Origin of the sequence: Nocardia thailandica NBRC 100428 (assembly GCF_000308795.1) — a bacterium.
GTDB lineage: Bacteria > Actinomycetota > Actinomycetes > Mycobacteriales > Mycobacteriaceae > Nocardia > Nocardia thailandica.
The window spans coordinates 1-24642 of the sequence record NZ_BAGK01000038.1 but is presented as its reverse complement, the minus strand read 5'-3'; the positions used below and the strand labels follow the sequence as shown (position 1 = coordinate 24642).

The following is a 24642-nucleotide window of genomic DNA, read 5'->3' as shown; positions in this document are numbered from 1 at the left end:
GTGGCAGGCCCGGCGAGCGGCGCGGATTCCTCGGCGCCCGCGGCGAGTTCGGGCTCGGCGAGCAGGCCGTGCAGGCGCAGCGCGGCCTCACGGGCGGACCGCAGCGTCTGACCCGCGTAGCTCAGGCCGAGCAGCGAACTGCCGATGCCGAGGCCGACCAGCAGGAACGGCAGCAGGTCGAGCGGGCGCACCCAGTCGAGGCCGACAAAGGCCAGCCCGAAGACGACGACGAGCAGCATCACGAAGACCGGCATCACGACGATGTCGGAGGCGGACTGCACGCCGATGATCGGGGTCTTCATCCGGTCGACGGCCCTGGCCTGATGGTCGACGGCGGCCTGGAACTCCGCCGTGCGCCTTGCCCGCCTGACCGAACGCACGCACCACGCCGATGCCGTCGACGAACTCGATGACGGCCTGCTGGGTGCGTTCCTCGGCCCGGTTGTAGACCAGCACGCGGTCGCGGCCGTCGCGGTCCATCATCCGGCCGAACAGCAGCGCGTACCCGAGGACCGGCAGCAGCAGGACCAGGGCGAGCCGCCACTCGACCGCGAACAGGTAGACCAGGGTGATCAGCGGGACGGTGAGGGCGCCGACGAAGTCGACGCGGGCGTGCGCGACCAGATAGTGCAGCGCCTCGACGTCGTCGCGCAGGTACTTCTTCACCTCGCCCGAGATGTGTTCGCCGAACCAGCCGAGCGGGACCCGGCTCAGCTTCCGGGCGAGCCGCCTGCGCACCGCGAGCTGGAAGCCGCCGTCGACCAGGTGGGTGCCGGTCAGGATGACCGCCTGCAGCACGGCCCGGCCCGCCAGCACCAGCGCGGCGAGCAGGAACAGCCGCCACACCCGGTCGGTGTCGATCGGGTCGTCCAGCAGTTCCCGGCACGCCTCGACCACCAGGACGAACGGCACCACCGTCGCCGCCGACACCAGCACCGTCAGCAGGCTCGCGATCAGCAGCGGCACCCGGACCGGGGCCATGATCTCCTGCCGCGCCCGCGCCTCGGCCTGCTTCTTCGCCTTCGCCGCTTCCCGCGGCGGGCGATTCCCCGCCCGCGCCGCGGGAAGCGCCGCCTCCTCCACCGTCATCGTCTGTCCAGCCCTCTCGTTCTCCCCCGGAACGGCGCCCGGATCGCCTGCATTGTCACACAGGTAACGAAGGTAAGGCTAAGTTAGCTTGGCGGCCGGGGGCAGGCCCACCACGGCCGAGGGCACCGGCACGCGGAATGCGCCGCGCCCCAGCGGCGTTGCCGCTGACGGACAGGTTCGACCGACCCTCCCGACAGGAGTGCCCGCATGTCCCTGATCGATCCGAGTACCGACTTCGGCGCCCGCGTCACCCGGCGGCTGGACACCGAGCAGGTGATCTGGCTGACCACCACCGGCCGCAGCGGCACGCCGCAGCCCAACCCGGTCTGGTTCCGCTGGCACGACGGCGAGTTCCTCGTCTTCACCCAGCCGGGCACCCCCAAACTCGCCAACATCGCCGCCCAGCCGAAGGTGTCGCTGAACCTCAACAGCACGCCGAGCGGCGGTGACGTGGTGGTCCTGACCGGCACCGCCCGGGTGGACGAGACCCCCGTCCCCGCGGCCGAACTCGACGCCTTCGTCGCGAAGTACACCGACGGGCTGGCCGAACTCGGCATGTCACGGGAGAAGTTCTTCGCCGACTACGCGGTGGTGCTGCGGATCACCCCGGAGCGTGTGCGCGGATTCTGAGCGCGGCGCCTGCCGATAGGGTCGCAGGCGATGAGACGCAGGCAGACCCCGCCGCTGCCGAAACGGCACGGCCTCGACCCCGCCCGGCTCCGGTTCCCGGAGGAGGGCTCCTGGGCGACCGTCCGCGACCACCTGGTCGAGCGGCTGCCCCGCGTCGACCCCGCCCGGATCGACGAGATGCTGCGCGACGGGGAGATCGTCGACCTGGACGGCCCGATCGCCCCCGACGCGCCGTTCGTCCCCGGCGGCGCGGTGTGGTTCCACCGCGACCTGCCCACCGAGCGCGAGGTGCCCTTCGAGATCGGCATCGTCCACCGCGACGAGGATCTGCTCGTCGTGGACAAGCCGCATTTCCTGGCCACCATCCCGCGCGGCCAGCACATCCTGCAGACGGCGCTGGTCCGGCTGCGCCGCGAGCTGGACCTGCCCGACCTCGTCCCGGCGCACCGGCTCGACCGGGCCACCGCGGGGCTGGTGCTGTTCGTGGTGAACCCCGCCCGGCGCGGCGCCTACCAGACGATGTTCCACCGCCGGACCGTACGCAAGGAGTACGAGGCCGTCGCGCCCCACGATCCGGCGCTGACGCTGCCCCGCACCGTGCGCAGCCGGATCGTCAAGGAGAAGCACGTCATCGCGGCGCGCGAGGTGCCCGGCGAGGTGAACGCCGAGACCGAGGTCGAACTGATCGAGCACCGCGACGGACTCGGCCGCTACCGGCTGCGCCCGCACACCGGCCGCACCCATCAACTGCGGCTGCACATGAACAGCCTCGGCGTGCCGATCCTCGGCGACGACTTCTACCCGGTCCTCACCGAAAAACCGGTCGACGACTACTCCCGCCCGCTGCAACTCCTGGCCGCCTCCCTGGAGTTCACCGATCCCGTCAGCGGCGCGCCGCGCCGGTTCGAGACCCGGCGCGGCCTGCAGGCCTGGAGCGACTACGCGGGCTGGGCGGTGAGCCCGGTCACCCCGGCCTGACGCGCGGCGCCACGCCGCCGAGCCAGACGCCGCCGGGACCATAGGAGTTCCCTATCGCGGTGTGCGGAGTCTCTCGTTCAGCGGCCCGTGACCCGGCCGTGATCTTTCCGTAGACTCGGCCGGGTGTCCGCCCCCGCCGCCGACGTCGCCGTCGCCCCCCGACCCACGCTGCACGCCTACCTCGACATCGCGGTCGTGGTCGTGGTCCTGGCAGGCACCAATCTCATCGCCCACTTCACCACCGCGTGGGCCAATCTCGTCGCCGTGCCCGTCGCGGCCTTCCTGCTGCTGGCGCTCATGCGCAAGCGCGGACTCGGCTGGGCCGAACTCGGCCTCTCGCCCCGGCACTGGCGCAAGGGCACGCTGTACGCGCTCGGCGCCGTCGGCATCGTGCTGGCCGCCGTCGCGATCGGCGCGCTGCTCCCCCTCACCCGGCCCTTCTTCCTCGCCGACCGCTACGCCACCCTCTCCGGCGCGCTCATCGCCTCGATGATCGTCATCCCGTTGCAGACTGTCATCCCCGAGGAGCTCGCCTTCCGCGGCGTCCTGCACGGCACCCTCGACCGGGCGGTCGGCGTGCGCGGGCTCTTCGCGGGCGGGTCACTGCTGTTCGGCCTGTGGCACATCGCGTCCTCCCTCGGCCTCACCGACGGCAACAAGGGCCTGTCCGCGATCGTCGGCGGCGGGCTGCCCGGCCAGATCGCGGGCATCACCCTCGCCGTGCTCGCCACCGCCGCAGCGGGCATGGTGTTCACCTGGCTGCGCCGCCGCAGCGGCAGCCTGCTCGCGCCCATCGCGCTGCACTGGTCACTCAACGGCGCGGGCGCCCTCGCCGCCGCCATCGTGTGGCACACCGCGCTGCGCTGACCCCAGCCGTCCAGCCCCCTTCCCCTCCCGGTCACCGTGACAGTCGTTGACCGTGGGGCGGCTGTTGTTTACGCTCTCTGGCAATCACACATATGTTCGATAGTCCATATGTTCGAGTGACCGGAAGGCGCGTACATGTCCGAGAATCGGGCGGAGAACGAGGTCACGGCACTCGCGCAGCAGGTGGAGGCCGCGCGCGGAAAGATCTCCCTGCAGCACGACAGCGCCCTCTACACGGCGCTGTCGGACGCGGAGATCGCGGCCGAACGGGACCTCGCCGAGTGGATCCGGGCGCAACGCCGTAAGCAGCGCAAGCAGGCGGTCAGCGACGAACTCGCGGCAGACCGCCGCGACCGCCGCGTCGGCGCGGCACTGCGGCGCGCCGACGAGGCCGACGCCCGCTGGCATCGCAAGGCCCTCGCCGCCCGCCGCCGGGTCTCCAGCGCCGACGCCCGCGTGGCCCAGCTCTACCGGCGCTCGGAGTGGTCCTCGCGCGCGCTCATCGGCGTGGTCGTCCTCGGCATGGTGTGGGCGGGCGTCAACGTCCAGCACAACCTGGTCCCCAGCGGCGACATGCGCGACCCGCTGTACTGGCTCAGCTTCGGCATCGAGGCGATGATCTCCATCCCGATCATCGTCATCATGATCACCGCGACCACCGCCGCCCGCTGGGGCCGCGAGCTGGACCGCGGCAAGGTCTTCTTCTTCGAAGCCGCCCTGCTCGGCACCACCGTCGCCCTCAACACCGGCCCGCACCTGGCCTCCGGCGACCTCGGCCGCGCCGCCGAGTTCGCCATCGCCCCGGTCATGGTGGGCGTGGTGATCTGGCTGCACGCGTGGGTGTCCGCGCGGTACGCGCTGCTCATCGACGCCGCGATGGTCGAGCTGCCCGCCGATCGGGGTGTCGTCGCCGAGGTCGGCTCGCCCCTCCGCCGGGTGTCGGCGGAGGTCGGCCCCGAGCGGGACGGATTCGTGCCGATCGGCGCCGGTGTCTCGCTGGACGCCGGACACGAGCGGATCGCGACGCCGGCCGACGCCCCGGAACCCACCGCCGCCGCACGCGCCCCCGAGCCCGCGCCCGCGACCTGGGCCCCTGCCACACCCGCCGGACAGGCCGACCCCCTCGCCACCGCACCTGCTGACGCCGACCGCACCGGTCACGCACCGCAGGACCGGCGCACCGACGCGCGGCGGGACGAACCGGCCCGCACCGACCAGGCCGGACGCGACGGCGCGGCCACGGGCCTCGCCCGCCCGGAACCGGCCGTCCGCACCGGCACCCCTGCCGACCGAGGGTCCCTCCCGTCGGACGCGCTGCCCGGGCACGCGCACATCGCCGCCGCCCAAGCCCCAACCTCCGATGCGCCCCGCGTCGATACGGCTGCGTCTCCCATCGAGCCGACGCATGCCGCCGGCGACGCGTCGACCGTCGACGTCCCGCACCTCGGAGCGTCGGCGTCGGCGGGGTTGGCGTCGGCGTCGGCGTCGGCGTCGGCGTCGGCGTCGGACAACCGTCCCTCCCCCGAGATCCCGACTCGCGACCTGCCGACCATCGAACAACCCCTGGCCGCCCACGTCGGAGAATCCGTCTCTTCGGTCACCGAACCACCCCGGACCGACGAGGCCCCGAGCGACGAAGCGGCCGCACACTCCGCCTCCGCCGAGCGGCATCGGGCCGCCGTCGCCCCGAGCGGCCCAACGGCAGACCCCGCGCCGGCGGACCCGTCCCGGGCCGACCACGCACCGCGCAACGGAGCGGCCACCGACCACAGCAGCGTCGAATCGACCCGGACCGGCCGAGTACCGGCTACGCCCGCCGCGCACGCCGAATCGACCCCGGCCGGCGGTCCGAGCGCGGAATCCGCCCCGGTGTACCCGACCCTGACCTCCGGTGTCACCGGCGAAGAGCGGGCCGCGAACGCCGGCACCGCCCAGCCGACCCGGGTCGGCACGGCCGCCAGCCTGGCACTGGCCGCGAATTCCGCACCGGCAGAGCAGGTCCGGGCCCGGAAGGGCGCGGACGACGAAGCCGTCACGCACTACGCGTCCGCCGGAACTGTTCGGCCTGGCGACGCAGCGGCCGCAGACCCCGCGCCCGCGGTGCCGACCCGAACCCATGGCGTCCGCGGCAAGGAAACGGCCACCCAGCCCGTGTCCGCCGAGCCGAGCCACGCCGGCCACACCCCGGGCGACGTGTCTGTCTCCGCCCCGGCACCGGTAGCGCCGACGCCGACCGATGGCACACAGAGCAGTCGACCGGCCGCGGTCCCGGCCACCGCCGCACCGAAGCGGACCGACGCGGCGCCGAGCGACGCACCGGCCACAGCCTCCGCACCTGCGGAACCGACCCGGACCTCCGGCGCCCCTGGCGACGAACCGGCCGCACACGACGCCTCCGCCGACCCGCGCCGCATCGACGACGAAATGGCCCGCGCCGCAACGCGTACCGCCCGACAGACGCACGGATACCAGCCGGACACCGAGGCGCTGGTCGCCCGGGATCAGGTCGCCGCACGGACCGGCGACGACGCTGCGGCGCGGGGGGACGCCGAGCCCGCCGCGCTGCGGCCGATCGCGCCGACGGCGGAACTTGCCGCGCACGAGACTGTTTCGCAGGGCCGGATCGCCCGAGGCATCGTGCCCACCCCCGCGCCGGGCACCATCGAACTCGTCCACAAGGCCGCACAGACCCACCGCCGCGACACCGCGCACCGCGCGCACGCCGAACCCGCGCCCGCCTTACGCCGAATACCGGTCCTGACCCCCGCGCACGTCACCGACGACGAACCCGTCGGCGCCGAGCCGGTTCCCGAGGCGACGGCGCACGCCGGCACCGCCGCCCGTGACCACAACGGCGACACCTCGTCGGCACCGGAGCAGACACCGGCACCGACGCCCGCGGCCGACGAGCCGAGCACCGTCGCGGATCCCGCGCCGGAACAACTGGCCTTCCCGACCGAACCCGATACCAGGGCCGAGGACGTCCCGCCCACCGCCGACCCCGACCCGGCCGCCGTGGCCGAAGAGGACGCCGTCGACGAGGAGGACGACGACGACGAGGACTTCGCGGCGGCGGAATTCGACGAGGAGGACGAGGTCCGCGCCCTCGCGCGCCAGATCATCGCGACGCGCAACCCTCTGCGCCTCACCCTCGACCAGGTCGAGCAGATCCTCGAGCTCACCAACGAGTCCTGGCCCGCCCCCAGCATCGGCGCCGAGGTCGGTGTCTCGGGCCGGACGGTCGCCAACGTCATCGAGCTCGCCCAGCGCATGACCCGCCCCTACGCCTACACCGGCTGAGCCACCCCGACCGGGTACGAGGCCCGCTTCCCCACCCGGAGGCGGGCCTCCTCCGTCCGTCCCGAGGCGAAAGCCCTGCCTCCGGGAACGGCGAAGGCCCGCCACCCCGGAGCGGGGTGACGGGCCTTCGGCGGGACTCTCGATGGATCGAGGAGTCGGCCTTACTTGGCCTTCTCCAGGACCTCGACCAGACGCCAGCGCTTGGTGGCCGACAGCGGACGGGTCTCCATCAGCTGAACGCGGTCGCCGACGCCGGCGATCTCGTTCTCGTCGTGCGCCTTCACCTTGGAGGTGGTGCGGATGATCTTGCCGTAAAGCTTGTGCTTCACGCGATCTTCCAGCTCGACGACGATCGTCTTGTTCATCTTGTCCGAGACGACGTAGCCGATCCGCACCTTGCGGCGGTTACGCTCGATTGCATTCTCGCTCATGCCGCATCTCCCTTGCCGGCGGGTGCAGTGGCCAGGCCGAGCTCGCGCTCACGCATGACCGTGTAGATGCGCGCGATCTCGTGACGCACCACGCGCAGGCGACGGTTGTTGGTCATCTGACCAGTCGCCATCTGGAAGCGCAGGTTGAACAGCTCTTCCTTCGACTCGCGCAGACGGGCGACGAGCTCCTCTTCGTTGAGCTCACGGAGCTCCGCGGCCGGGGTACCGGTAGCCATCAGAACTGCTCCTCCCGGGTCACGATCCTGCACTTCATCGGGAGCTTGTGCATCGCGCGGCGCAGGGCCTCGCGAGCGGTCTCCTCGTTCGGGTAAGACATCTCGAACATGACCCGACCGGGCTTCACGTTCGCGACCCACCACTCCGGCGAACCCTTACCGGAACCCATGCGGGTCTCGGCAGGCTTCTTGGTGAGCGGGCGGTCGGGGTAGATGTTGATCCAGATCTTGCCGCCACGCTTGATGTGGCGGGTCATCGCGATACGCGCCGACTCGATCTGACGGTTGGTGACGTAGGCCGGCTCGAGAGCCTGGATGCCGTACTCACCGAACGCCACCGCGGTGCCGCCCTTGGACATGCCGGAGCGGGACGGGTGGTGCTGCTTGCGGTGCTTGACGCGACGGGGCATCAGCATGCGTCAGCCCTCCTGGTTCTCTGCCGGTGCGTCGGCCACAGCGGTGGCGGCGCGACCGACCTCGGTGGAGGTCGCGGTGGTGCCGGCGGAACCGGAACGACGCGGGCGGCTCGGACGCTCGCGACGCGGGCGCTCCGGCGCGGCAGCGGCGGCGGACAGCTCACGACGGCCGCCGACGATGTCGCCCTTGTAGATCCAGACCTTCACACCGATGCGACCGAAGGTGGTCTTGGCCTCGTAGAGGCCGTAGTCGATGTCCGCACGCAGGGTGTGCAGCGGAACCCGACCCTCACGGTAGAACTCCGAGCGCGACATCTCGGCGCCACCGAGGCGGCCCGAGCACTGCACACGGATGCCCTTGACGTTCGGCGAACGCATGGCCGACTGGATGGCCTTGCGCATCGCGCGACGGAACGCCACACGGTTGGACAGCTGCTCGGCCACACCCTGGGCGACGAGCTGCGCATCGGACTCGGGGTTCTTGACCTCGAGGATGTTCAGCTGCACCTGCTTGCCGGTGAGCTTCTCCAGCTCGGCGCGGATGCGGTCGGCCTCGGCGCCGCGACGGCCGATCACGATGCCCGGACGCGCGGTGTGGATGTCCACACGCACGCGGTCACGGGTGCGCTCGATCTCGACCTTCGAGATGCCCGCGCGCTCCATGCCGGTGGCGAGGAGCTTGCGGATCTGAACGTCTTCCTTCACGTATTCCGCGTACTGCTTGTCCGCGTACCAACGCGACTTCCAGTCGGTGGTGATACCGAGGCGGAAGCCATGGGGGTTGATCTTCTGTCCCATTTACTTTGCCCCTCCCTTCCGGCGGCTGCGAGCAGCACCGGCGGTGGGCACGCTCTCGACCTCGATGGTGATGTGGCTGGTGCGCTTGCGGATCCGGAACGCACGGCCCTGGGCCCGCGGCTGGAAACGCTTCATGGTGGCGCCCTCGTCGACGTAGGCCGTCGAGATGACCAGGGTCGCCGGGTTCAGGCCGAGGTTGTTCTCGGCGTTCGCCGCGGCGCTCGCCACGACCTTGGCCACCGGCTCGCTCGCGGCCTGCGGCGCGAACTTCAGGATGGCCAGGGCGTCCTCGACCCGCTTGCCGCGGACCAGGTCCACGACGCGACGAGCCTTCATCGGGGTGACCCGCACATGCTTCGCGGTCGCCCGGGCAGTGGGGTTCTGCTCAACCGTTGCTGTGTTATCGGTCATCGCCGCTTGCTCTTCCGGTCATCCTTGACATGGCTCTTGAACGTGCGGGTGGGCGCGAACTCACCCAGCTTGTGCCCGACCATGTTGTCCGAGACGAACACCGGCACGTGCTTGCGACCGTCGTGGACGGCGAAGGTGTGGCCGATGAAATCGGGGATGATGGTCGAACGACGCGACCAGGTCTTGATGACCTGCTTGGTGCCCTTCTCGTTCTGGACGTCCACCTTCGCGAGGAGGTGGTCGTCGACGAACGGGCCCTTCTTGAGGCTGCGTGGCATTTCTTACCTCCTCCTTAGCGCTTCTTGCCGGTCTTGCGGCGGCGGACGATGAGCTTGTCGCTCGGGCGGTTGGGCTTACGGGTGCGGCCCTCAGGCTGACCCCAGGGCGAGACCGGGTGGCGACCACCGGAGGTCTTGCCCTCACCACCACCGTGCGGGTGGTCGACCGGGTTCATGACGACACCACGGACCGTGGGGCGGCGGCCCTTCCAGCGCATACGGCCGGCCTTACCCCAGTTGATGTTCGACTGCTCGGCGTTGCCGACCTCGCCGACGGTGGCGCGGCAGCGCACGTCGACGCGGCGGATCTCGCCGGAGGGCAGACGCAGGGTCGCGTACGGACCCTCCTTGCCCAGCAGCTGGATGCTGTTACCGGCCGAACGGGCCAGCTTGGCACCGCCACCCGGACGCAGTTCCACGTTGTGGATCGTGGTACCGGTCGGGATGTTGCGCAGCGGCAGGTTGTTGCCCGGCTTGATGTCGGCCGTGGGGCCGGACTCGATCGGGCTGCCCTGCTTGATGCCCTTCGGCGCGATGATGTAGCGCTTCTCGCCGTCGGCGAAATGCAGCAGGGCGATGTTCGCGGTGCGGTTCGGGTCGTACTCGATGTGCGCGACCTTGGCCGGGATGCCGTCCTTGTCCAGGCGACGGAAGTCGATCAGACGGTAGGCACGCTTGTGACCGCCACCCCGGTGACGGGTGGTGATCCGGCCGTGGGCGTTGCGGCCACCGGACTTGGTCAGGGGGCGGAGCAGCGACTTCTCCGGGGTCGACCGGGTGATCTCGGCGAAGTCCGAGACGGACGACCCGCGGCGACCGGGGGTTGTCGGCTTGTACTTACGGATTGCCATGAGTTCTTCTCTGCTTTCTGGATTCCCCGCCGCTTACGCGACCGGGCCTCCGAAGATCTCGATGGGCTTGCTGTCGGCCGAGATGGTCACGAGCGCGCGCTTGGTGTCCTTGCGCTTGCCGTAACCGAAGCGGGTCCGCTTGCGCTTGCCCTGACGGTTGGCGGTGTTGACGCTGGTGACCTTGACACCGAAGACCTTCTCGACGGCGATCTTGATCTGCGTCTTGTTGGAGTCCGGGTGCACCAGGAAGGTGTAGGTGCCTTCCTCGATCAGTCCGTAGGACTTCTCCGAGATGACCGGCGCCAGCAGGATGTCGCGGGGGTCGGCGATGGTGGTCACTTGCTCTCCTCCTGTGCAGCTTCGGCCGGGCCGTGCACGAAGGCGTTGAGCGCCTCGACGCTGAAGACCACGTCGTCGCTGTTCAGCACGTCGTAGGTGTTCAGCTGGTCCGGAGCAATCGGCAGCACGTTCTGCAGGTTCGCCACGCTCTTCCACGCGGCAATGTCCTCGCGGCCGACGACGACCAGGAACTTCTTGCGGTCCGAAAGCTCGGACAGGAAGGTCTTGGCGGTCTTGGTCGACGGCGCCTGGCCGGCCACCAGTTCGGTGATCACGTGGATGCGATCGTTGCGGGCCCGGTCGGACAGGGCGCCACGCAGGGCGGCGGCCTTCATCTTCTTGGGGGTCCGCTGGCTGTAGTCACGCGGCTGCGGGCCGTGGACGGTGCCACCGCCGGCGAACTGCGGCGCGCGGGTCGAGCCCTGGCGGGCGCGACCGGTGCCCTTCTGGCGGTACGGCTTCTTGCCACCACCGGACACCTGACCGCGGGTCTTGGTCGCGTGGGTGCCCTGACGGGCGGCGGCGAGCTGCGCGACGACGACCTGGTGCAGCAGGGCGATGTTGGCCGGCGCGTCGAAGATCTCCGCGGGGAGCTCGACGGTGCCGTTGGTCTTGCCACCGATCTCCTTGACCGGCAGCGTCAGGTTTGCAGCCTTCTCTGTGTTGACAGCAGAGCTGGTCATGCGTGCGCACCACCCTTCACGGCGCTCTTGACGATCACGAGGCCACCCTTGCGGCCCGGGATCGCACCCTTGATCAGCAGGAGGCCGTTCTCGGCGTCCACCTTGTGAACCGACAGGTTCTGGGTGGTGACGCGGTCGTTACCCATACGGCCCGACATGCGCATGCCCTTGAACACGCGGCCGGGGGTGGCGCAGCCACCGATGGAACCCGGGCGACGGTGCACGGCCTGCGCACCGTGGGAGGCACCCTGGCCACGGAAGCCGTGGCGCTTCATGGTGCCGGCGAAGCCCTTGCCCTTGCTGGTGCCCGTCACGTCGACGTAGCTGCCCTCTTCGAACACGTCGGCGGAGAGCTCCTGGCCGACCTCGAAGCCGGACGCGTCGGCGACGCGGATCTCGGTCACGTGGCGGCGCGGGGTCACGCCTGCCTTGGCGAACTGGCCGGAAGTCGGCTTGTTCACCTTGCGCGGGTCGATGGCGCCGAAGGCGATCTGGACGGCGGAGTAGCCGTCGCGCTCCTCGGTGCGGATCTGGGTGACCACGTTCGGGCCCGCCTTGATGACGGTGACCGGGACGACGCGGTTCTTCTCGTCGAAGACCTGGGTCATGCCGAGCTTGGTGCCCAGGATGCCGGCGGCAGGCCGGTTCTTGTTGTCAGTCATGTCTCGAGTCCCCGTCACTGAATGTTGACGTCGACGCTGGCCGGCAGGTCGATGCGCATGAGCGCGTCAACCGTCTTCGGCGTCGGGTCGAGGATGTCGATGAGGCGCTTGTGCGTACGCATCTCGAAGTGCTCGCGCGAGTCCTTGTACTTGTGCGGCGAACGGATGACGCAGTACACGTTCTTCTCGGTGGGCAACGGCACCGGCCCGACGACGCGGGCGCCGGTGCGGGTCACCGTCTCGACGATCTTGCGCGCAGACGCGTCGATCGCCTCATGGTCATAGGCCTTGAGCCTGATGCGGATCTTTTGTCCCGCCACGCTAAGTGTCCTTTTCTCCGCTTTTCCTCGTGGTCACGGAAGCGAACTCCCGCACCACCCTCAATTTGCACAGCCCGAACACACGCCAATGACTCTCGAATCGAGACCGCGACCGGGCGCCCGCCCAGTCCTCGCCGCTGTTCATCTGTCATGGTTCATCCGGTCCACGCGGTCGGGCGTGTCGCCCTGGCGCTCATTCCTCGGCCCCGGTCGATAACTCACCAGGACCCGGAACGTGGCTCCGGACGTACCCACACCGGTCTCCCGATGAGGTACGCAAAATTGGGTACTGCTCGCCTCACCGGATCCGCCCGTTCCGCAGAACAGGCACGACCCCTCGCAAGGCAACCCGAACAGTATGCCCCATGCCGACAACGCACTTCAAATCGGGGGTGCTGCGGTATCGATCACGCCGGATCGGGCCGCGGCATCCACACCGGGTCGCCGGCGGGCTGTACCGAACCATGGTAGCCACCGGGTCGCCGGGCGGCACCGGCCCCCGGCCCGGTCCGGGCGCGCGCCCTTCCACCGCTATCTTACTTTGGAGTAAGATAGCGGGCATGGCACAGGAAACCGCGACGTACCGCGGCTGGAAGAAACTGCCCGACAACAAGATCGGGCACGCGCTGTTCTCGCTGGGCATGGTCGCGCGGGTCCCCTACTTCGGCACGGTGCTGCCGCAGGTCGTGCGGCTGGAACCGGGCGTGTGCGAGGTGACCTCCCCGAAGTGGTTCGGCATCCACAACCACCTGGGCACCTTCCACGCCATCGCGGCCTGCAATCTGGCCGAGGTCGCGATGGGGATGCTGAGCGAGGCCACCGTGCCGACCACCCACCGCTGGATCCCCAAGGCCATGAACGTGCAGTACCTGGCCAAGGCCGAGACCGGCCTGCGCGCGGTGGCGAAGCTGCCGGAGATCCCCGACTTCGCCGCGATCACCGAGGGCCGGGACCTGGTCGTGCCCGTCTCGATCTACGACCGCGACGGCATCGAGGTCGTGCACGCCGACATCACCACCTGGGTCACCCCGCGCTGATCCCCCGCCGCCCGGATCAGGAAGTTCGCGGAGTATGCCGAGGCCGGTATCGGGTCTCGATCACCGCCTACCGCCTCGTCGGGGAGCACTACGAACTGGTCGTCGAAGCCGATCCGGCGGTCGGTATCGACGTGGCCGGGTACTCCGTCGTCGTCGCCCCGGCGGCGCTGGACGGGGTGCGGGGCAGGGACTGATTCGCTGTGGGTTCCGCCCGTGGGTGGTTGCGCGGCGGCGCGGGCAGCGGATTGAATGCGGACGTGAGCGGCGTGCGGGAATTCGATATCTGTGTGGTCGGGCTCGGCCCGACCGGGCGCGCGCTGGCGCACCGGGCCGCGGCGGCCGGGCTGCGCGTCGCGGCGGTGGATCCGCGCCCCGACCGGCTGTGGCCGGAGACCTTCTCCTGCTGGATCGACGAGTTGCCGGACTGGCTGCCCGCCACGGCGATCGCGCAGCGGATCGAGGCGCCGACGGTGTGGACGAAGTCGAAGCACACGATCGCGCGGCCCTACTGCGTGCTGTCGAAGCCGGGCCTGTTCGCGGCGCTGTCGCTGGACGACGCCACCGTCTTCGCCGCCCGCGCGCGCCGGGTCGAGGCGCACGAGGTGGAACTGGCCGACGGCGCGGTGCTCACCGCGGGCACCGTCTTCGACACCCGCGGCCTGCCGACCCTCGGCCGGAGGCGGGCGGCGTCGGCGCACGGCATCTTCGTCGACGCCGACACCGCGGCGCCCATGGTCGGCGACGGCGAGGGCCTGCTGCTGGACTGGCGGCCGGAGAACGGCGCGGGCGCCGACGAGCCGCCGTCCTTCCTGTACGCGGTCCCCCTCGGCGACGGGAAGGTCATCTTCGAGGAGACGAGCCTCGGCTTACGCGGCGGCATGCCACAGCACGAGCTGCGCAGGCGCACGCTGAACCGGCTGGCCGCCCACGGCATCACCCTCACCGGCACCGAGCCGACCGAGGCCGCCCACTATCCCCTTGATCAGCCGCCGCCGAGGAAGGGCACCGGCGTCGCGATCCCGTTCGGTTCCCGCGGCGGGATGATGCACCCCTGCACCGGCTACAGCGTGGCCGACTCCCTTGCCCTGGTCGACGACGCCGTCGACGCCGTGCGCCGCGGCGCGGATCCCGTCGCCGCGCTGTGGCCGTGGCGGGCCCGCCTCGTCTACTGGATGCGGATGCGCGGGCTGTGGGGCCTCGGCAGGCTCACCACCGATCAGTCGATCGCCATGTTCGAGGCGTTCTTCACCGAGTCCGACCGTGGCCAGCGCGCGCTGCTGTCCCACCACAGCGACTACACGGCCCTCGGCGCGGTGCTGTTCAACACCGTCGCACACACCTGGCCGTTCCGCTGGCGCTACGACCTGGTCGGCTGGACCAACCGCGACCGCTGGCTGGACTACCCGTTCGAGCCGGCGGATCGCCCGGTTTCACCCGCATAGCGTGCGCATGTGACTCGGCGGAGGCACGCGTGGGGCACAAACCCCCGCGTGCGGGCATGCAGCCCAGCGGCGAGGGCGTAACCCGCGGTGGGCCGACCCCGAGGAGGCCAGTTCACGGCCGGCCCGGCGGTCAGGTGCCGCGGCGCAGGCGACGAAGGAGCAAGCCGCGGTACCTGACCGCCGGGCCTCGAGGGGCCGTGAACTCGAGCGCGCCAGCGCTCACGATGTCTCAGCGAACTCGAGCGCGCCAGCGCTCACGATGTTTCAGCCGCCCGCCGGTAGCCGCGGATCGCCGGGTAGGCGAAGACCGCGATCATGCCGAAGGTCCACAGGAAGGTCTTGATCAGCGGCTCGGCAACCGGGCCGCCGTAGGACAGCCCCTTCATGGCGTCGATCGCGCAGCTCATCGGCTGGTTCGCCACCACGTCCTGCAGCCAGGTCGGGTAGGCGAACACGGGCACGAAGCCGGTGTTGAAGAACATCAGCAGCGTGTTGAAGGTGCTGATCAGGCTGACCAGCAGCACGCCCTCGGTGATGGTCGCCAGGGCGGTCACCATCACCGCGAAGCCGAGGCCGAACAGCACCGGGATGCAGACCAGCGCGATGTTGGTCAGCGGGTCGGTCATGAACCGGAAGCCGAGCACGACCGCGACCAGCAGGACGAACAGCGTAGTGATGAGGATGCGCAGCGCCTCGGCGACCAGGCGGCCGGTGAGCAGCGAGGCCCGGTTCAGCGGCATGGTGTAGAAGCGGCTGAGCAGGCCGGTGGCCTTCTCCTGCTTGAAGCCGAGCGCGCTGACCACCGCGCCGGTCATGGCGGCGATCAGCGTGAGCAGCGCGGCCTGACCGTAGATGGCGGGGATGCCGGTGGCGTTGGTGATGGAGTTGCCCAGCACCACCTGGAACATCAGCAGGGTGAGCGCCGGGTAGATGAGCGTCTGGATGGTGGTGGCCGGATCCCGCAGCCACACCATGAGCAGGCGCTTGGTCTGGATGACGCTGTGCACGAACCACACCGACACCGAGTTCGCGTTCTTGGCGCGCACCTCGGGCAGCGGGTCGTTGGCGAGCTTGGTCGCCACCTCGCCGAGGGTGGGGTCCGCGTCCGCGCGGATGGCCTGTTCCGTGATCATGATCGCCTCACACTCGCCCACACGGCCAGCGGCGTGAACACCACGGCCAACCCGATCAGCCACATCGTCGGCACCATCAGCACGTCCCAGTGCACGCCGCCCTCGGCCATGTCGCTGAGCGCGTAGGCGAACTGGGAGATGGGCTGGTTGCGCGCGAAGGGCTGGATCCACTCCGGGAAGCTCGACTCCGGGACGAAACCGGTGGAGAGCATGCCGAAGATCAGGATCGGCAGGGTCAGGGCCTGGCTCAGCGACTCCGGGCTCTTGGTGAGGCTGCCCAGCGCGTCGGCGCCGAGGGTCAGCGCGACGCCGATGGCGAGCGCGAACGCGCAGAACAGCAGGGCCTGGCCGACGCCCGCCTGGAAGCGGAACCCGATCAGGTAGCCGAAGGCCAGGGTGGCGATCAGCGAGACCACCGAGCGCACGAGGCCCGCGCAGATCCGCGAGGTCAGCGGGACCAGGGTGCCGATGGGCATGGTCTGCATGCGGGTGCTCAGCCCGGTCAGCGCCTCGAACGCGGCCAGCTGGGCGTTCGACATCATGGTCATGGACATGGTCTGCAGGACCACGATCGGCATGACGTACTGGGCGTAGTCGATGCCCTGCACCTTCATGACGTAGCGCAGCGGCAGGTAGAAGGCGACGGTCACCACCAGCGAGGTGAGGACCGCGACGATCAGCTCCCCCTTGGTGGCCATCGTGCGCACGATGCGGCCGGTCAGCGCCCGCCACTGGGCGAAGCTGCTGGGCCGCACCGCGGGTAGCTCGGCGAACAGAGTGTCCGTTCCGGCGGTGCTCACGGTCACGCGTGACCGCCCGAGTGGCCGGTGATGGAGAGGAACACGTCGTCGAGGGAGGGACGGCGCAGGCCGATGTCGGCGAGTTCTATCCCGGCGCCGTCGAGTCTGCGCAGCGCCTCGGCGAGCGTGGCCGCGCCCTCGGGGGCCGGGATGGAGAGCTTGTCGGCGCCGGTCAGCTCGGCGCTCACCGCGGCGGGCACCAGATCGCCGAGCGCGGCGGCGGTGGCCGCGATGTGGGTGGGATCGAGCGGGACGATCTCGCAGTAGCTGCCGCCGGTGCGGGCCTTGAGCTCGTCGGCGGTGCCCTCGGCGATGACGGTGCCGCGGTCGATGACGATGATGTTGTCGCTGAGCACGTCGGCCTCTTCGAGGTACTGCGTGGTCAGCAGGACGGTGATGCCCTGTTCCTTGAGGGCGGTGACCAGGTCCCACACGCCCTGGCGGCTGCGCGGGTCGAGGCCGGTGGTCGGCTCGTCGAGGAAGACGACCTCGGGGCGCACGACCAGGCCGCAGGCGATGTCGACGCGGCGGCGCATGCCGCCGGAGTAGTGCCGTACAGCCCGCTTGCCCGCCGAGACCAGGTCGAACTCCGCGAGCAGGGTGTCGGCGCGTTTGCGGGCGGCGGACCTGGTCAGGCCCATGAGGCGGCCGAACAGCTCCAGGTTCTCCCGGCCCGACAGGTTCTCGTCCAGGGCGGCGTACTGGCCGGTCATCATGATCGAGCGGCGGACCGCGCCGGGGTCGCGCAGCACGTCGTGACCGGCGACGAGCGCGGTGCCCGAGTCCGGGCGCAGCAGCGTCGACAGGATCTTGACCGTGGTGGTCTTGCCTGCGCCGTTGGGGCCGAGGATGCCGAGCACGCTCGCCTTCTCGGCCCGGAAACTGATGCCCTGCAAGGCGTGCACGTCGCCGAAGGACTTGCGCACGTCGGAGACGAGCACCGCGGGTTCCGCGCCACCGGTCACGACGTCACCTGCGGGCGACTCCACTGAGTTCGTACTCGGCATCAACTCTCCACTATCGGCCGGTGCGGGGGACATGTCGGACAACGCACACGGATCATCGTTCCCGGTAGCTCAATCCCTACCACTCGGCGCGATGTTACCGGTCCGGACCGATTCCAGGTCCCGCATGCGCGTACCCGATCACCCCCGCCGATAACTGTGCGTTTGGTCACTTTTTCGCCCGCTTCGCCGGATTCGTCCCGGTAGACCGGGCCGACGGCGCCGAGGGGCAGCTATCGGGCAGCGCAACACCCTTGTCGCCCTTGGTAACCCGCCATACCCTGACCGTCGGGGAGAAACACTCGTCTCAGGTGGACCGGTGTGCCGGTCGGCCACTGTGGCACCTCGACCTGTGAGAGGTGAACATGGCCGAGTTCGCGCACGCGGGCGCCGGGGTGCCGGCCCGACACGACAACACACTGGTCTCGCGCGATCCGCGCACCGGCGAGGAGGTGGCGCGCCACCCGATCCAGGGCAACGCGGAGGTCACCCGCGCGGTCCGGACCGCGCGTGCCACCGAAACCTGGTGGCGCGAGCTGGGTTTCGCGGGCCGCCGGCAACACCTGCTGCGCTGGTGTCGCCATATCGCGCGCCACAGCGGCGAGCTCATCGAGATCCTGCGCAGCGAGACCGGCAAGCCCGAGGCCGACGCGGCCCTCGAGGTGATGCAGGCGGTGGAGAACCTGGACTGGGCGGCCCGCAACGCCGCGCGCAGCCTCGGCAGGCGGCGGCTGGCCACCGGGGTGTTCACCCGCAACCAGCACGCCTCGGTCGGCTATCTGCCGCTGGGTGTCGTCGGGGTGCTCGGCGCGTGGAACAACCCGGTCTTCACCCCGATGGGGTCGATCGCGTACGCGCTGGCCGCGGGCAACGCCGTGGTGTTCAAACCGCATGAGCTGACCACCGGGGTCGGGGTCTGGCTGGCGCGGAGCTGGGCGGCGATCCTGCCCGATCAGCCGGTGCTGCAGGTCGTCACGGGCGACGCGGCGACCGCGAACGCGCTGTGCCGCGCCGCGGTGGACAAGATCGCCTACGCGGGGCCGGAGGCGGGCGGGCGCGAGGTCATCGCCCAGTGCGCGCAGACGCTCACGCCGGTGGTCGTCGAGCACAGCGGCAAGGGCAGCATGATCGTGCACGTCGACGCGGTCCTCGACGCCGCCGCCGAGGCGGCCGTGTTCGGCGCGATGGCGAACGCGGGCCAGAACGCCACCGGCATCCAGCGCTGTTACGTGGCCGCCTCCGTCTACGACGACTTCCTCGCCAAGGTCACCGAGCGGGCCCGCACGTTGCGGCCGGGCGCCGACAATCGCGCCGCCTACGGTCCGATGATCGAGGAATCGCAGGTCGAGACGGTGCGCAAGCAGGTGCGGGACGCGCTGGCCCGCGGCGGCAAGGCCGTGCTCGGCGGGCTCGAGTCGATCCGCGACCCGTACGTCGAGCCCATCGTGCTCACCGACGTACCCGAGGACAGCATCGCCGTCACCGGCGAGGGCATCGGGCCGGTGCTGATCATCAACCAGGTCACGGGGCTGCCCGACGCCGTCGAGCGGGTGAACGCCGCGGGCAACGGGGTGGCGGTCACGGTGTTCAGCCGCGACATCGCCACCGCCGAGACGCTGGCCGAGCAGCTGCGCGTCGGGGTCGTGACGGTCAACTCGTCGACGGCGTTCACGGGGATACCGGCCCTGCCGTTCGGCGGGATCGGCGAGTACGGCCAGGGGCACAGCCACGGCGAGCAGGGCCTGCGGGAGTTCAGCCGGACGCTGGCGATCGCGCGGCGGCGCTACCGGGCGCCGGTGCGGCTGTCGACCCTGGACCGCAGGCCCGGCCATCTGCGCACCGCGATCATGTTGTTCAAGCTTCGGCGGGGCTGAACATCACCGCGTCGGTGAGGGCGGCCATGCGGGCCAGCTGTTCGGGGCGGCCGTCGTAGCGCAGCAGCCTGCCGCAGTCGATGATCAGGCCGAGGACGGCGTGCACGCGGAAGCGGGCCTCGACCGGGTCGCCGTCGAGCAGGTTGGCCCACTCGAGGACGTTCTGCCGCTGGACGGCCCGCAGCTTCTGCTGTTCGGCCGCGGGCAGGTTGCCGAACTCGGCGTAGTAGACGGGCATGATCTCCGGCGTCGCGAAGGTCAGCCGGGCGAAGCGGCCCGCGATCCGGCGGGCGGCGTCGGCCCGGTCGGTGGCCTCGGCCAGCGCCTCGCCGATGGCGACGGCGAGGCGGTCGGCGGTGCGGTGGAAGGCCGCGGCGAGCAGGTCGGCCTTGCTGTCGAAGTAGCGGTAGACGCTGGAGGCGTTGAGGCCGGCGGCGGCGCCGATCTCCTCGATGCCGGACTCGTGGTAGCCGTTGCGGCCGAAGATGCGGATCGCCTCGGTGAGCAGTTGTTCGCGTTTGGCGGTGACGGGCAGGCCGCGCACCACGTCCTCGCCGGTCCCCGGCGCCGGCGCGGGCGGCAGCTCGGCCCGCACGACCGACCAGGCCATGGCGCGTTGCAGGGCGAGCATGCGGTGGTGGGCGAGGCCGGTCCGGTGCGCGGCGATGCTGGCCAGGGCCGACAGGGCGCCGACCGACAGCAGGGTGACGTCGTCGGCGTCGCAGTCGGGGCGCAGTTCGGCGACGGGCGTGGCGATGAGGCCCTCGAGTTCGCGGTAGTAGGCGCGGATGCGGATCCGGTCCTCGCGTTCGAGGTAGCGGCGCTCCCAGCGGTAGAGGCCGGCCTCGCGGCGGAGCTCGATGTTCTGCTCGGCCACGGCGGTGAGCAGGGCGTCGAGCCGCTCTTCGGCGGGCAGGGCCGGGTCGTCGACGGCGCGGGCGTTGTCGCGCAGACTGCGGGCGCCCTCCTCGGCGGCGGCGACCAGCAGGGCGTACTTGTTGGCGAAGTGGCGGTAGAGCGCGGGGCCGGAGATGCCGACCTCGGCGGCGATCTCGTCGACGCCGACGGGGTAGTAGCCGCGGGCGCTGAACGCGCGGGCCGCGGCCCGCATGATCTGCAGTTTGCGGTCCTTGGGCCGACGCCGGACGACCCGGGGCGCGGGCGCCGACGACGGGTCGCCCGCGCCGTCGGCGCGGTCGGTTCCCTTGCGATCGGCGACCATGCACTCACTTCCGTTCCGAGACGCGGCACGACGCCGCCTCGGACAAGTTAACCACAATTCGCACACGCCATCGGCAAAGTGTGAAGGCTCGGCAACGAAAACCGCCCTGCCGCGCAGCGGAGCTGCGGGCAGGGCGGTCGACGCGGAACGGGAGCGGGTGCCGCTTCCTACAGGCCCAGGCCGCGGGCCAGGGTCGGCCAGGACAGCTTCAGCTCGTCCTTCCAGTAGCCCCACGAGTGGGTACCGGACGGCTGGAAGTTGTAGGTGGCCGGGATACCCAGCTGGTTCAGCTTGTTCTGCAGGTTGTGGGTGCAGAAGTTGGTGCCCGCCTCGATGACGCCGCCGACGACGATCTGGTTGGCCAGGCCGTAGGCGCCGGGCAGCGCGTACTCACCGTTGAGGGTGTCGTACGGGCCGGGCAGGCCGTTGCCGGTGGAGATGTAGAGGTCGAGGCCGCGCAGGCCCTCGGCGTGCAGGTACGGGTCGTTGGCCTGCCACTCGGGTCCGCCCTGCGGGCCCCACATGTTCAGGGTGTCGCCGCCGCCCCAGGTCTCGACGGTCAGCTTGACGAACTCCGAGCCGATCGGGTCCGAGGTCTGGGCGCAACCGCTGTAGGCCGCCGCGGCCTTGTAGAGGCCGGGCTTGGCGATCGGCAGCGCGAGAACGGTGGTACCCGAGGTGGACAGGCCCGCGATGGCGTTCACGCCGTTGGTGCCGAGGGCGCCGTCGACCAGCGGGGGGAGCTCCTCGGTGAAGAAGGTCTTCCACTTGTTGCGGCCGAGGACCGGGTCGTCGGCGATCCAGTCGGTGTAGTAGCTCCACTTACCGCCGATGGGCTGGATGACGTTGACGTTCTTGTCCGACAGGAACTCCAGCGCGTCGGTCTTGGCGACCCACGACGCCGAGTCCTCGCCGCCGCCCGCGCCGTTGAGCAGGTACAGGGTGGGCCGCGGGACCGAGGCGTCGGCCGGGCGCTGGACATCGATGATGATGTTCTTGTCCATGGCCGCCGAGTACACGTGCAGGCGCAGGCTGCGCGAGTCCTTCACCTCGGCCTTGACGATCTTGGAACCGTCGGGCGCGACCGGGTTGGCGAGCAGGCTCTTGGAGTCGATGATCGGGTCGGCCGAAGCCGGGGCGACGCCGAGGCCGGACATCAGTCCGGCGGCCACTGCCGCTGCCGCGATCATCGCCGCGGCCCGGGAGCCACGACGCCGGGTGTGCCGACGGATCAATTTCGCACCTTCGCTTCGTCTCGATTCCGACTTCGGTACGCCCGGGAGACCGGGCACGTCAGGTACCGCTGAGCCAGACCCTACGGCCTATGGGGTCGGCCCGATAGTGGTAACTGTTACAACAGCGCGGTCACATCATGCCCCACACGCCACTCCGCGTCACCCCTGACCCGCTTTCCGGTCCGCCCGATCGAGCAGTTCGGACAGCTGCGGGCCGATCTCGGCCAGCGCGCCCGGTGTCGTCATCTGATCGTGGGCGAAGGCGACCGCGCGGTCGTCGATCGGGCCGTCGACGTAGGGCGCCCAGTTGGCGGCCGCGGTCTCGTGCCCGAGCGCGCTGAAGTAGGTCAGCTCGCCCCGGTAGACCGCGGGCCGGTGCTCGGCGATCAGCTCGGCCGAGCGGACCGCGCTGCGGTAGATCCGGCGCACCCGTTCCGGGGTGAGCACGGCCATGTTCGCCGGGATGGTGGCGTGCAGGGCGGCCAGCGCCTGGTCGCTCAGCTCGCGGACCCCGGTGACCGGCAGGGCGGCGGGCAGGTCGACGCCGAGTTCGGCGAGCGCGTCGCGCACGGCGCTGTGGAAGTCGGGCACGTCGATGTCGGGGTGCGAGTCGAGCATGGCCAGCAGCGCGACCCGCTCCCCCGCCGCCTGCAGTTCGGTGGCCACCGCGTGGGCGAGCACGCCGCCCAGCGACCAGCCCATGAGCCGGTACGGCCCCTGCGGCTGCACCTCGCGCAGTTCGGCGACGTAGCGCTTGGCCATCTCCGACAGCGTGCCGGGCAGGTAGCCGGCCTCGCTCAGCGCGGGCGACTGGAGACCGAAGATCGGCCGCCGGGCCGGGATGTACTGGGCGAGCCCGGCGTAGCACCAGGACAGGCCGTACATCGGGTGGATGCAGAACAGCGGCCCCGCGGCCTCGGTGCCGTGCGGCACCCGGTTGCGGATGGGCAGCAGCACGTCGAGGGCGTCGTCGGACTCCTGGTCGTAGTCGCCGCCGGCCTGGGTGGCGTCGATGCGGTCGGCCAGGGCGGCGACCGTGGCGTCGGTGAAGAACCACTGCACGCGGACGTCGGCGCCGACCCGGGTGCGCAGGCGGCTGATGGCCTTGGTCGCCACCAGCGAGTTGCCGCCGAGCTCGAAGAAGTCGTCGTCGAGGCCGACCTTGCCCGCGTTCAGCACCTCGGCGAACACCTCGGCCACCGCGCGCTGCACCGGGGTGGTCGGGGGACGGTAGGGCCGGGTCGCGACCGCGGGCGCGGGCAGCGCCTTGCGGTCGAGTTTGCCGCTGGCGTTGAGCGGGAGCGCGGGCAGCACGACGAGCGCGGCGGGCACCATGTACCCGGGCAGCGCCGCGCGGGCGTGCGCGAGCACCGACGCCTGGTCGAGGTCGCCCGCGCCGGGCTCGGCGACCAGGTAGCCGACGAGCCGGTCGCCCATCGGCCCCGAGACGAGCGCGGCGGCGGCGTTGCGGACGTTCGGGTGCGTCCGCAGCACCGCCTCGATCTCGCCGAGCTCGATCCGCTGACCGCGCAGCTTGACCTGGAAGTCGCTGCGGCCCAGGTACTCGAGGCTCTCCCCCGCCCAGCGCACGACGTCGCCGGTGCGGTAGAGGCGGGCGCCGCCGGGGTGGGCGACGAAGCGTTCGGCGGTCAGCGCGGGCGCGGCCAGGTAGCCGCGCGCCAGCTGGACGCCCTCGAGGTACAGCTCGCCCGCGATGCCGGGCGGCACCGGCCGGAGCCTGCGGTCCAGGACGTGGACGCGGGTGTTGGCCACCGGCGCGCCGATGGGCACCCCGACCACGTCGGCGGCGATGTCGTTCGCGGGCGCCGCGGTGACCACGGTCGCCTCGGCGGGGCCGTACCAGTTGACCAGCGTGGCGCCGGGCAGCGCGGCGGCGAAGCGGCGGGCGGTCGCGCCGGAGAGCGCCTCGCCCGCGGCGAACACCCGCCGCAGCGACGGCAGCCGCGTGTCGCCGGGCAGTTCGGCCAGGAACGCGTCGAGCATGGACGGCACGAAATGCACGGTGGTGACGGCGCGTTCGGTCATGACCCGGGCGAGGTAGGCCGGGTCACGGTGCCCGTCGGGTTCGGCGACGACCACGGTCGCGCCGGTCTGCAACGGCCACAGCAGTTCCCAGGTGGAGATGTCGAACGTGACCGGCGTCTTGTGCAGCACCACATCGCCGGGGCCGTGCGGGTAGGTCCGCTGCGACCACCGGAACTGGGCGACCAGCTGCCGATGGGTCAGCATGACGCCCTTGGGTTTTCCGGTCGATCCGGAGGTGTGGACGACGTAGGCCAGGTTGTCCGGCCGCGCGACGGCGAGCGCGGGCGCGGGCCCGTCGGCCGGTTCGACGGTGTCGATCGTCAGCACCGGGGTCTCCCCCGCGCCGGTGAAACCGGTCGCGGTGGTGGTGAGGACACACAGCGGGCGAGCCGCGGCCAGCACCGCCGCGGTGCGTTCGGCCGGGTGGTCCGGGTCCAGCGGCACGTAGGCCGCGCCCGCGGCGAGGACCGCGTGGATCGCGACGGCCAGCTCGGCGCTGCGGCGCACCGCGACGGCGACCAGGGTGTCGGGTCCCGCGCCCCGCGCGGCCAGCACGGTGG

The 24642-nt window shown here is 71.0% G+C and carries 25 protein-coding genes; 7 read left to right on the top strand and 18 right to left on the bottom strand.

Annotated features, from left to right (window positions below; translation table 11 throughout):
* Positions 1 to 87: 87 nt before the first annotated feature.
* Complete coding sequence (locus tag ON36_RS36005; protein ID WP_245557870.1) at positions 88 to 1089, bottom strand: ABC transporter transmembrane domain-containing protein; 1002 nt, start codon at positions 1087 to 1089, stop codon at positions 88 to 90.
* A gap of 207 nt (positions 1090 to 1296) precedes the next feature.
* Here ON36_RS36005 and ON36_RS03745 point away from each other — a divergent pair, with 207 nt between their 5' ends.
* The 4 genes from ON36_RS03745 (at position 1297) to ON36_RS32500 (ending at position 6864) form a co-directional block, all read left to right on the top strand.
* A complete protein-coding gene (locus tag ON36_RS03745) occupies positions 1297 to 1719 on the top strand; it encodes a TIGR03667 family PPOX class F420-dependent oxidoreductase (protein ID WP_043647594.1) in 423 nt (140 codons plus the stop codon).
* 30 nt (positions 1720 to 1749) lie between these two features.
* A complete protein-coding gene (locus tag ON36_RS03740; protein WP_043647592.1) occupies positions 1750 to 2697 on the top strand; it encodes an RluA family pseudouridine synthase in 948 nt (315 codons plus the stop codon).
* Between the two features lie 123 nt (positions 2698 to 2820).
* Positions 2821 to 3564 carry a CPBP family intramembrane glutamic endopeptidase gene (locus ON36_RS03735; protein ID WP_043647590.1) on the top strand — a complete coding sequence of 248 codons (744 nt, stop codon included), beginning with the start codon at positions 2821 to 2823 and terminating at the stop codon, positions 3562 to 3564.
* 135 nt (positions 3565 to 3699) lie between these two features.
* Positions 3700 to 6864, top strand: a complete 3165-nt coding sequence (locus ON36_RS32500; RefSeq protein ID WP_052313616.1) for a hypothetical protein — start codon at positions 3700 to 3702, stop codon at positions 6862 to 6864.
* Between the two features lie 161 nt (positions 6865 to 7025).
* On the opposite strand, the gene rpsQ is transcribed toward ON36_RS32500, so the two are convergent.
* The 11 genes from rpsQ to rpsJ are packed head-to-tail and all read right to left on the bottom strand — an operon-like array spanning position 7026 to position 12289.
* Complete coding sequence (gene rpsQ / locus ON36_RS03725) at positions 7026 to 7295, bottom strand: 30S ribosomal protein S17 (RefSeq protein WP_043647588.1); 270 nt, start codon at positions 7293 to 7295, stop codon at positions 7026 to 7028.
* Complete coding sequence (rpmC, locus tag ON36_RS03720; protein ID WP_043647586.1) at positions 7292 to 7531, bottom strand: 50S ribosomal protein L29; 240 nt, start codon at positions 7529 to 7531, stop codon at positions 7292 to 7294. The genes rpsQ and rpmC overlap by 4 nt, the downstream gene beginning before the upstream one ends.
* A complete protein-coding gene (gene rplP, locus ON36_RS03715; RefSeq protein ID WP_043647584.1) occupies positions 7531 to 7947 on the bottom strand; it encodes a 50S ribosomal protein L16 in 417 nt (138 codons plus the stop codon). The genes rpmC and rplP overlap by 1 nt, the downstream gene beginning before the upstream one ends.
* Before the next feature lie 3 nt (positions 7948 to 7950).
* Entirely contained in the window at positions 7951 to 8745 is a 795-nt protein-coding gene (rpsC, locus tag ON36_RS03710) for a 30S ribosomal protein S3 (protein ID WP_043647582.1), read from the bottom strand.
* A complete protein-coding gene (gene rplV, locus ON36_RS03705; RefSeq protein ID WP_043647580.1) occupies positions 8746 to 9156 on the bottom strand; it encodes a 50S ribosomal protein L22 in 411 nt (136 codons plus the stop codon).
* The gene (rpsS, locus tag ON36_RS03700) at positions 9153 to 9434 is read right to left on the bottom strand and encodes a 30S ribosomal protein S19 (RefSeq protein ID WP_019045020.1); all 282 of its coding nucleotides are present in this window, start codon (positions 9432 to 9434) and stop codon (positions 9153 to 9155) included. Before rpsS ends, rplV begins: the two co-directional genes overlap by 4 nt.
* 14 nt (positions 9435 to 9448) lie before the next feature.
* Positions 9449 to 10285: a 50S ribosomal protein L2 gene (gene rplB / locus ON36_RS03695; protein ID WP_043647578.1), complete on the bottom strand. Its 837-nt coding sequence runs from the start codon at positions 10283 to 10285 to the stop codon at positions 9449 to 9451.
* 33 nt (positions 10286 to 10318) lie between these two features.
* Positions 10319 to 10624, bottom strand: coding sequence for a 50S ribosomal protein L23 (rplW, locus tag ON36_RS03690; protein WP_014981657.1), 306 nt, complete (start codon positions 10622 to 10624; stop codon positions 10319 to 10321).
* Positions 10621 to 11307, bottom strand: coding sequence for a 50S ribosomal protein L4 (gene rplD, locus ON36_RS03685; protein ID WP_043647575.1), 687 nt, complete (start codon positions 11305 to 11307; stop codon positions 10621 to 10623). The genes rplW and rplD overlap by 4 nt, the downstream gene beginning before the upstream one ends.
* The gene (rplC, locus tag ON36_RS03680) at positions 11304 to 11969 is read right to left on the bottom strand and encodes a 50S ribosomal protein L3 (protein ID WP_043647574.1); all 666 of its coding nucleotides are present in this window, start codon (positions 11967 to 11969) and stop codon (positions 11304 to 11306) included. Before rplC ends, rplD begins: the two co-directional genes overlap by 4 nt.
* A 14-nt stretch (positions 11970 to 11983) precedes the next feature.
* A complete protein-coding gene (rpsJ, locus tag ON36_RS03675) occupies positions 11984 to 12289 on the bottom strand; it encodes a 30S ribosomal protein S10 (protein WP_003938093.1) in 306 nt (101 codons plus the stop codon).
* A 560-nt stretch (positions 12290 to 12849) separates the two neighbouring features.
* Between rpsJ and ON36_RS03670 the strand changes: the two genes are divergently transcribed.
* Positions 12850 to 13326 carry a hotdog fold domain-containing protein gene (locus tag ON36_RS03670; RefSeq protein ID WP_043647572.1) on the top strand — a complete coding sequence of 159 codons (477 nt, stop codon included), beginning with the start codon at positions 12850 to 12852 and terminating at the stop codon, positions 13324 to 13326.
* 257 nt (positions 13327 to 13583) lie between these two features.
* Positions 13584 to 14768, top strand: a complete 1185-nt coding sequence (locus tag ON36_RS03665) for a lycopene cyclase family protein (protein ID WP_043647570.1) — start codon at positions 13584 to 13586, stop codon at positions 14766 to 14768.
* 254 nt (positions 14769 to 15022) lie between these two features.
* Here the strand turns inward: ON36_RS03665 and ON36_RS03660 are convergent, their stop codons facing one another.
* Genes ON36_RS03660 through ON36_RS03650 form a run of 3 tightly spaced genes read right to left on the bottom strand, consistent with a single transcriptional unit; the run spans position 15023 to position 17708 of the window.
* Entirely contained in the window at positions 15023 to 15901 is an 879-nt protein-coding gene (locus ON36_RS03660; RefSeq protein WP_043647687.1) for an ABC transporter permease, read from the bottom strand.
* Complete coding sequence (locus tag ON36_RS03655) at positions 15898 to 16707, bottom strand: ABC transporter permease (RefSeq protein WP_043647568.1); 810 nt, start codon at positions 16705 to 16707, stop codon at positions 15898 to 15900. Before ON36_RS03655 ends, ON36_RS03660 begins: the two co-directional genes overlap by 4 nt.
* Entirely contained in the window at positions 16704 to 17708 is a 1005-nt protein-coding gene (locus ON36_RS03650; protein WP_052313615.1) for a daunorubicin/doxorubicin resistance ABC transporter ATP-binding protein DrrA, read from the bottom strand. The genes ON36_RS03655 and ON36_RS03650 overlap by 4 nt, the downstream gene beginning before the upstream one ends.
* A 362-nt stretch (positions 17709 to 18070) precedes the next feature.
* Between ON36_RS03650 and ON36_RS03645 the strand changes: the two genes are divergently transcribed.
* The gene (locus tag ON36_RS03645; protein ID WP_052313614.1) at positions 18071 to 19579 is read left to right on the top strand and encodes an aldehyde dehydrogenase family protein; all 1509 of its coding nucleotides are present in this window, start codon (positions 18071 to 18073) and stop codon (positions 19577 to 19579) included.
* Here ON36_RS03645 and ON36_RS03640 read toward each other — a convergent pair.
* From ON36_RS03640 to ON36_RS03630, 3 genes are all read right to left on the bottom strand, one after another.
* Complete coding sequence (locus ON36_RS03640) at positions 19560 to 20801, bottom strand: TetR/AcrR family transcriptional regulator (RefSeq protein ID WP_043647564.1); 1242 nt, start codon at positions 20799 to 20801, stop codon at positions 19560 to 19562. The genes ON36_RS03645 and ON36_RS03640 overlap by 20 nt on opposite strands.
* 167 nt (positions 20802 to 20968) lie before the next feature.
* Positions 20969 to 21991: an alpha/beta hydrolase gene (locus tag ON36_RS03635; RefSeq protein ID WP_043647563.1), complete on the bottom strand. Its 1023-nt coding sequence runs from the start codon at positions 21989 to 21991 to the stop codon at positions 20969 to 20971.
* Between the two features lie 204 nt (positions 21992 to 22195).
* Positions 22196 to 24642 (bottom strand): amino acid adenylation domain-containing protein (locus ON36_RS03630; protein ID WP_043647561.1); only part of this gene is annotated, 2447 nt, incomplete at its 5' end.

Bases quoted from the DNA above. Each gene is read 5' to 3' on its own strand.
- ON36_RS36005 (WP_245557870.1), bottom strand. From the start codon at position 1,089: ATGACGGTGGAGGAGGCGGCGCTTCCCGCGGCGCGGGCGGGGAATCGC.
- ON36_RS03745 (WP_043647594.1), top strand. From the start codon at position 1,297: ATGTCCCTGATCGATCCGAGTACCGACTTCGGCGCCCGCGTCACCCGG.
- ON36_RS03740 (WP_043647592.1), top strand. From the start codon at position 1,750: ATGAGACGCAGGCAGACCCCGCCGCTGCCGAAACGGCACGGCCTCGAC.
- ON36_RS32500 (WP_052313616.1), top strand. From the start codon at position 3,700: ATGTCCGAGAATCGGGCGGAGAACGAGGTCACGGCACTCGCGCAGCAG.
- rpsQ (WP_043647588.1), bottom strand. From the start codon at position 7,295: ATGAGCGAGAATGCAATCGAGCGTAACCGCCGCAAGGTGCGGATCGGC.
- rpmC (WP_043647586.1), bottom strand. From the start codon at position 7,531: ATGGCTACCGGTACCCCGGCCGCGGAGCTCCGTGAGCTCAACGAAGAG.
- rplP (WP_043647584.1), bottom strand. From the start codon at position 7,947: ATGCTGATGCCCCGTCGCGTCAAGCACCGCAAGCAGCACCACCCGTCC.
- rpsC (WP_043647582.1), bottom strand. From the start codon at position 8,745: ATGGGACAGAAGATCAACCCCCATGGCTTCCGCCTCGGTATCACCACC.
- rplV (WP_043647580.1), bottom strand. From the start codon at position 9,156: ATGACCGATAACACAGCAACGGTTGAGCAGAACCCCACTGCCCGGGCG.
- rpsS (WP_019045020.1), bottom strand. From the start codon at position 9,434: ATGCCACGCAGCCTCAAGAAGGGCCCGTTCGTCGACGACCACCTCCTC.
- rplB (WP_043647578.1), bottom strand. From the start codon at position 10,285: ATGGCAATCCGTAAGTACAAGCCGACAACCCCCGGTCGCCGCGGGTCG.
- rplD (WP_043647575.1), bottom strand. From the start codon at position 11,307: ATGACCAGCTCTGCTGTCAACACAGAGAAGGCTGCAAACCTGACGCTG.
- rplC (WP_043647574.1), bottom strand. From the start codon at position 11,969: ATGACTGACAACAAGAACCGGCCTGCCGCCGGCATCCTGGGCACCAAG.
- ON36_RS03670 (WP_043647572.1), top strand. From the start codon at position 12,850: ATGGCACAGGAAACCGCGACGTACCGCGGCTGGAAGAAACTGCCCGAC.
- ON36_RS03660 (WP_043647687.1), bottom strand. From the start codon at position 15,901: ATGATCACGGAACAGGCCATCCGCGCGGACGCGGACCCCACCCTCGGC.
- ON36_RS03650 (WP_052313615.1), bottom strand. From the start codon at position 17,708: ATGCCGAGTACGAACTCAGTGGAGTCGCCCGCAGGTGACGTCGTGACC.
- ON36_RS03645 (WP_052313614.1), top strand. From the start codon at position 18,071: ATGGCCGAGTTCGCGCACGCGGGCGCCGGGGTGCCGGCCCGACACGAC.
- ON36_RS03640 (WP_043647564.1), bottom strand. From the start codon at position 20,801: ATGGTCGCCGATCGCAAGGGAACCGACCGCGCCGACGGCGCGGGCGAC.
- ON36_RS03635 (WP_043647563.1), bottom strand. From the start codon at position 21,991: ATGATCGCGGCAGCGGCAGTGGCCGCCGGACTGATGTCCGGCCTCGGC.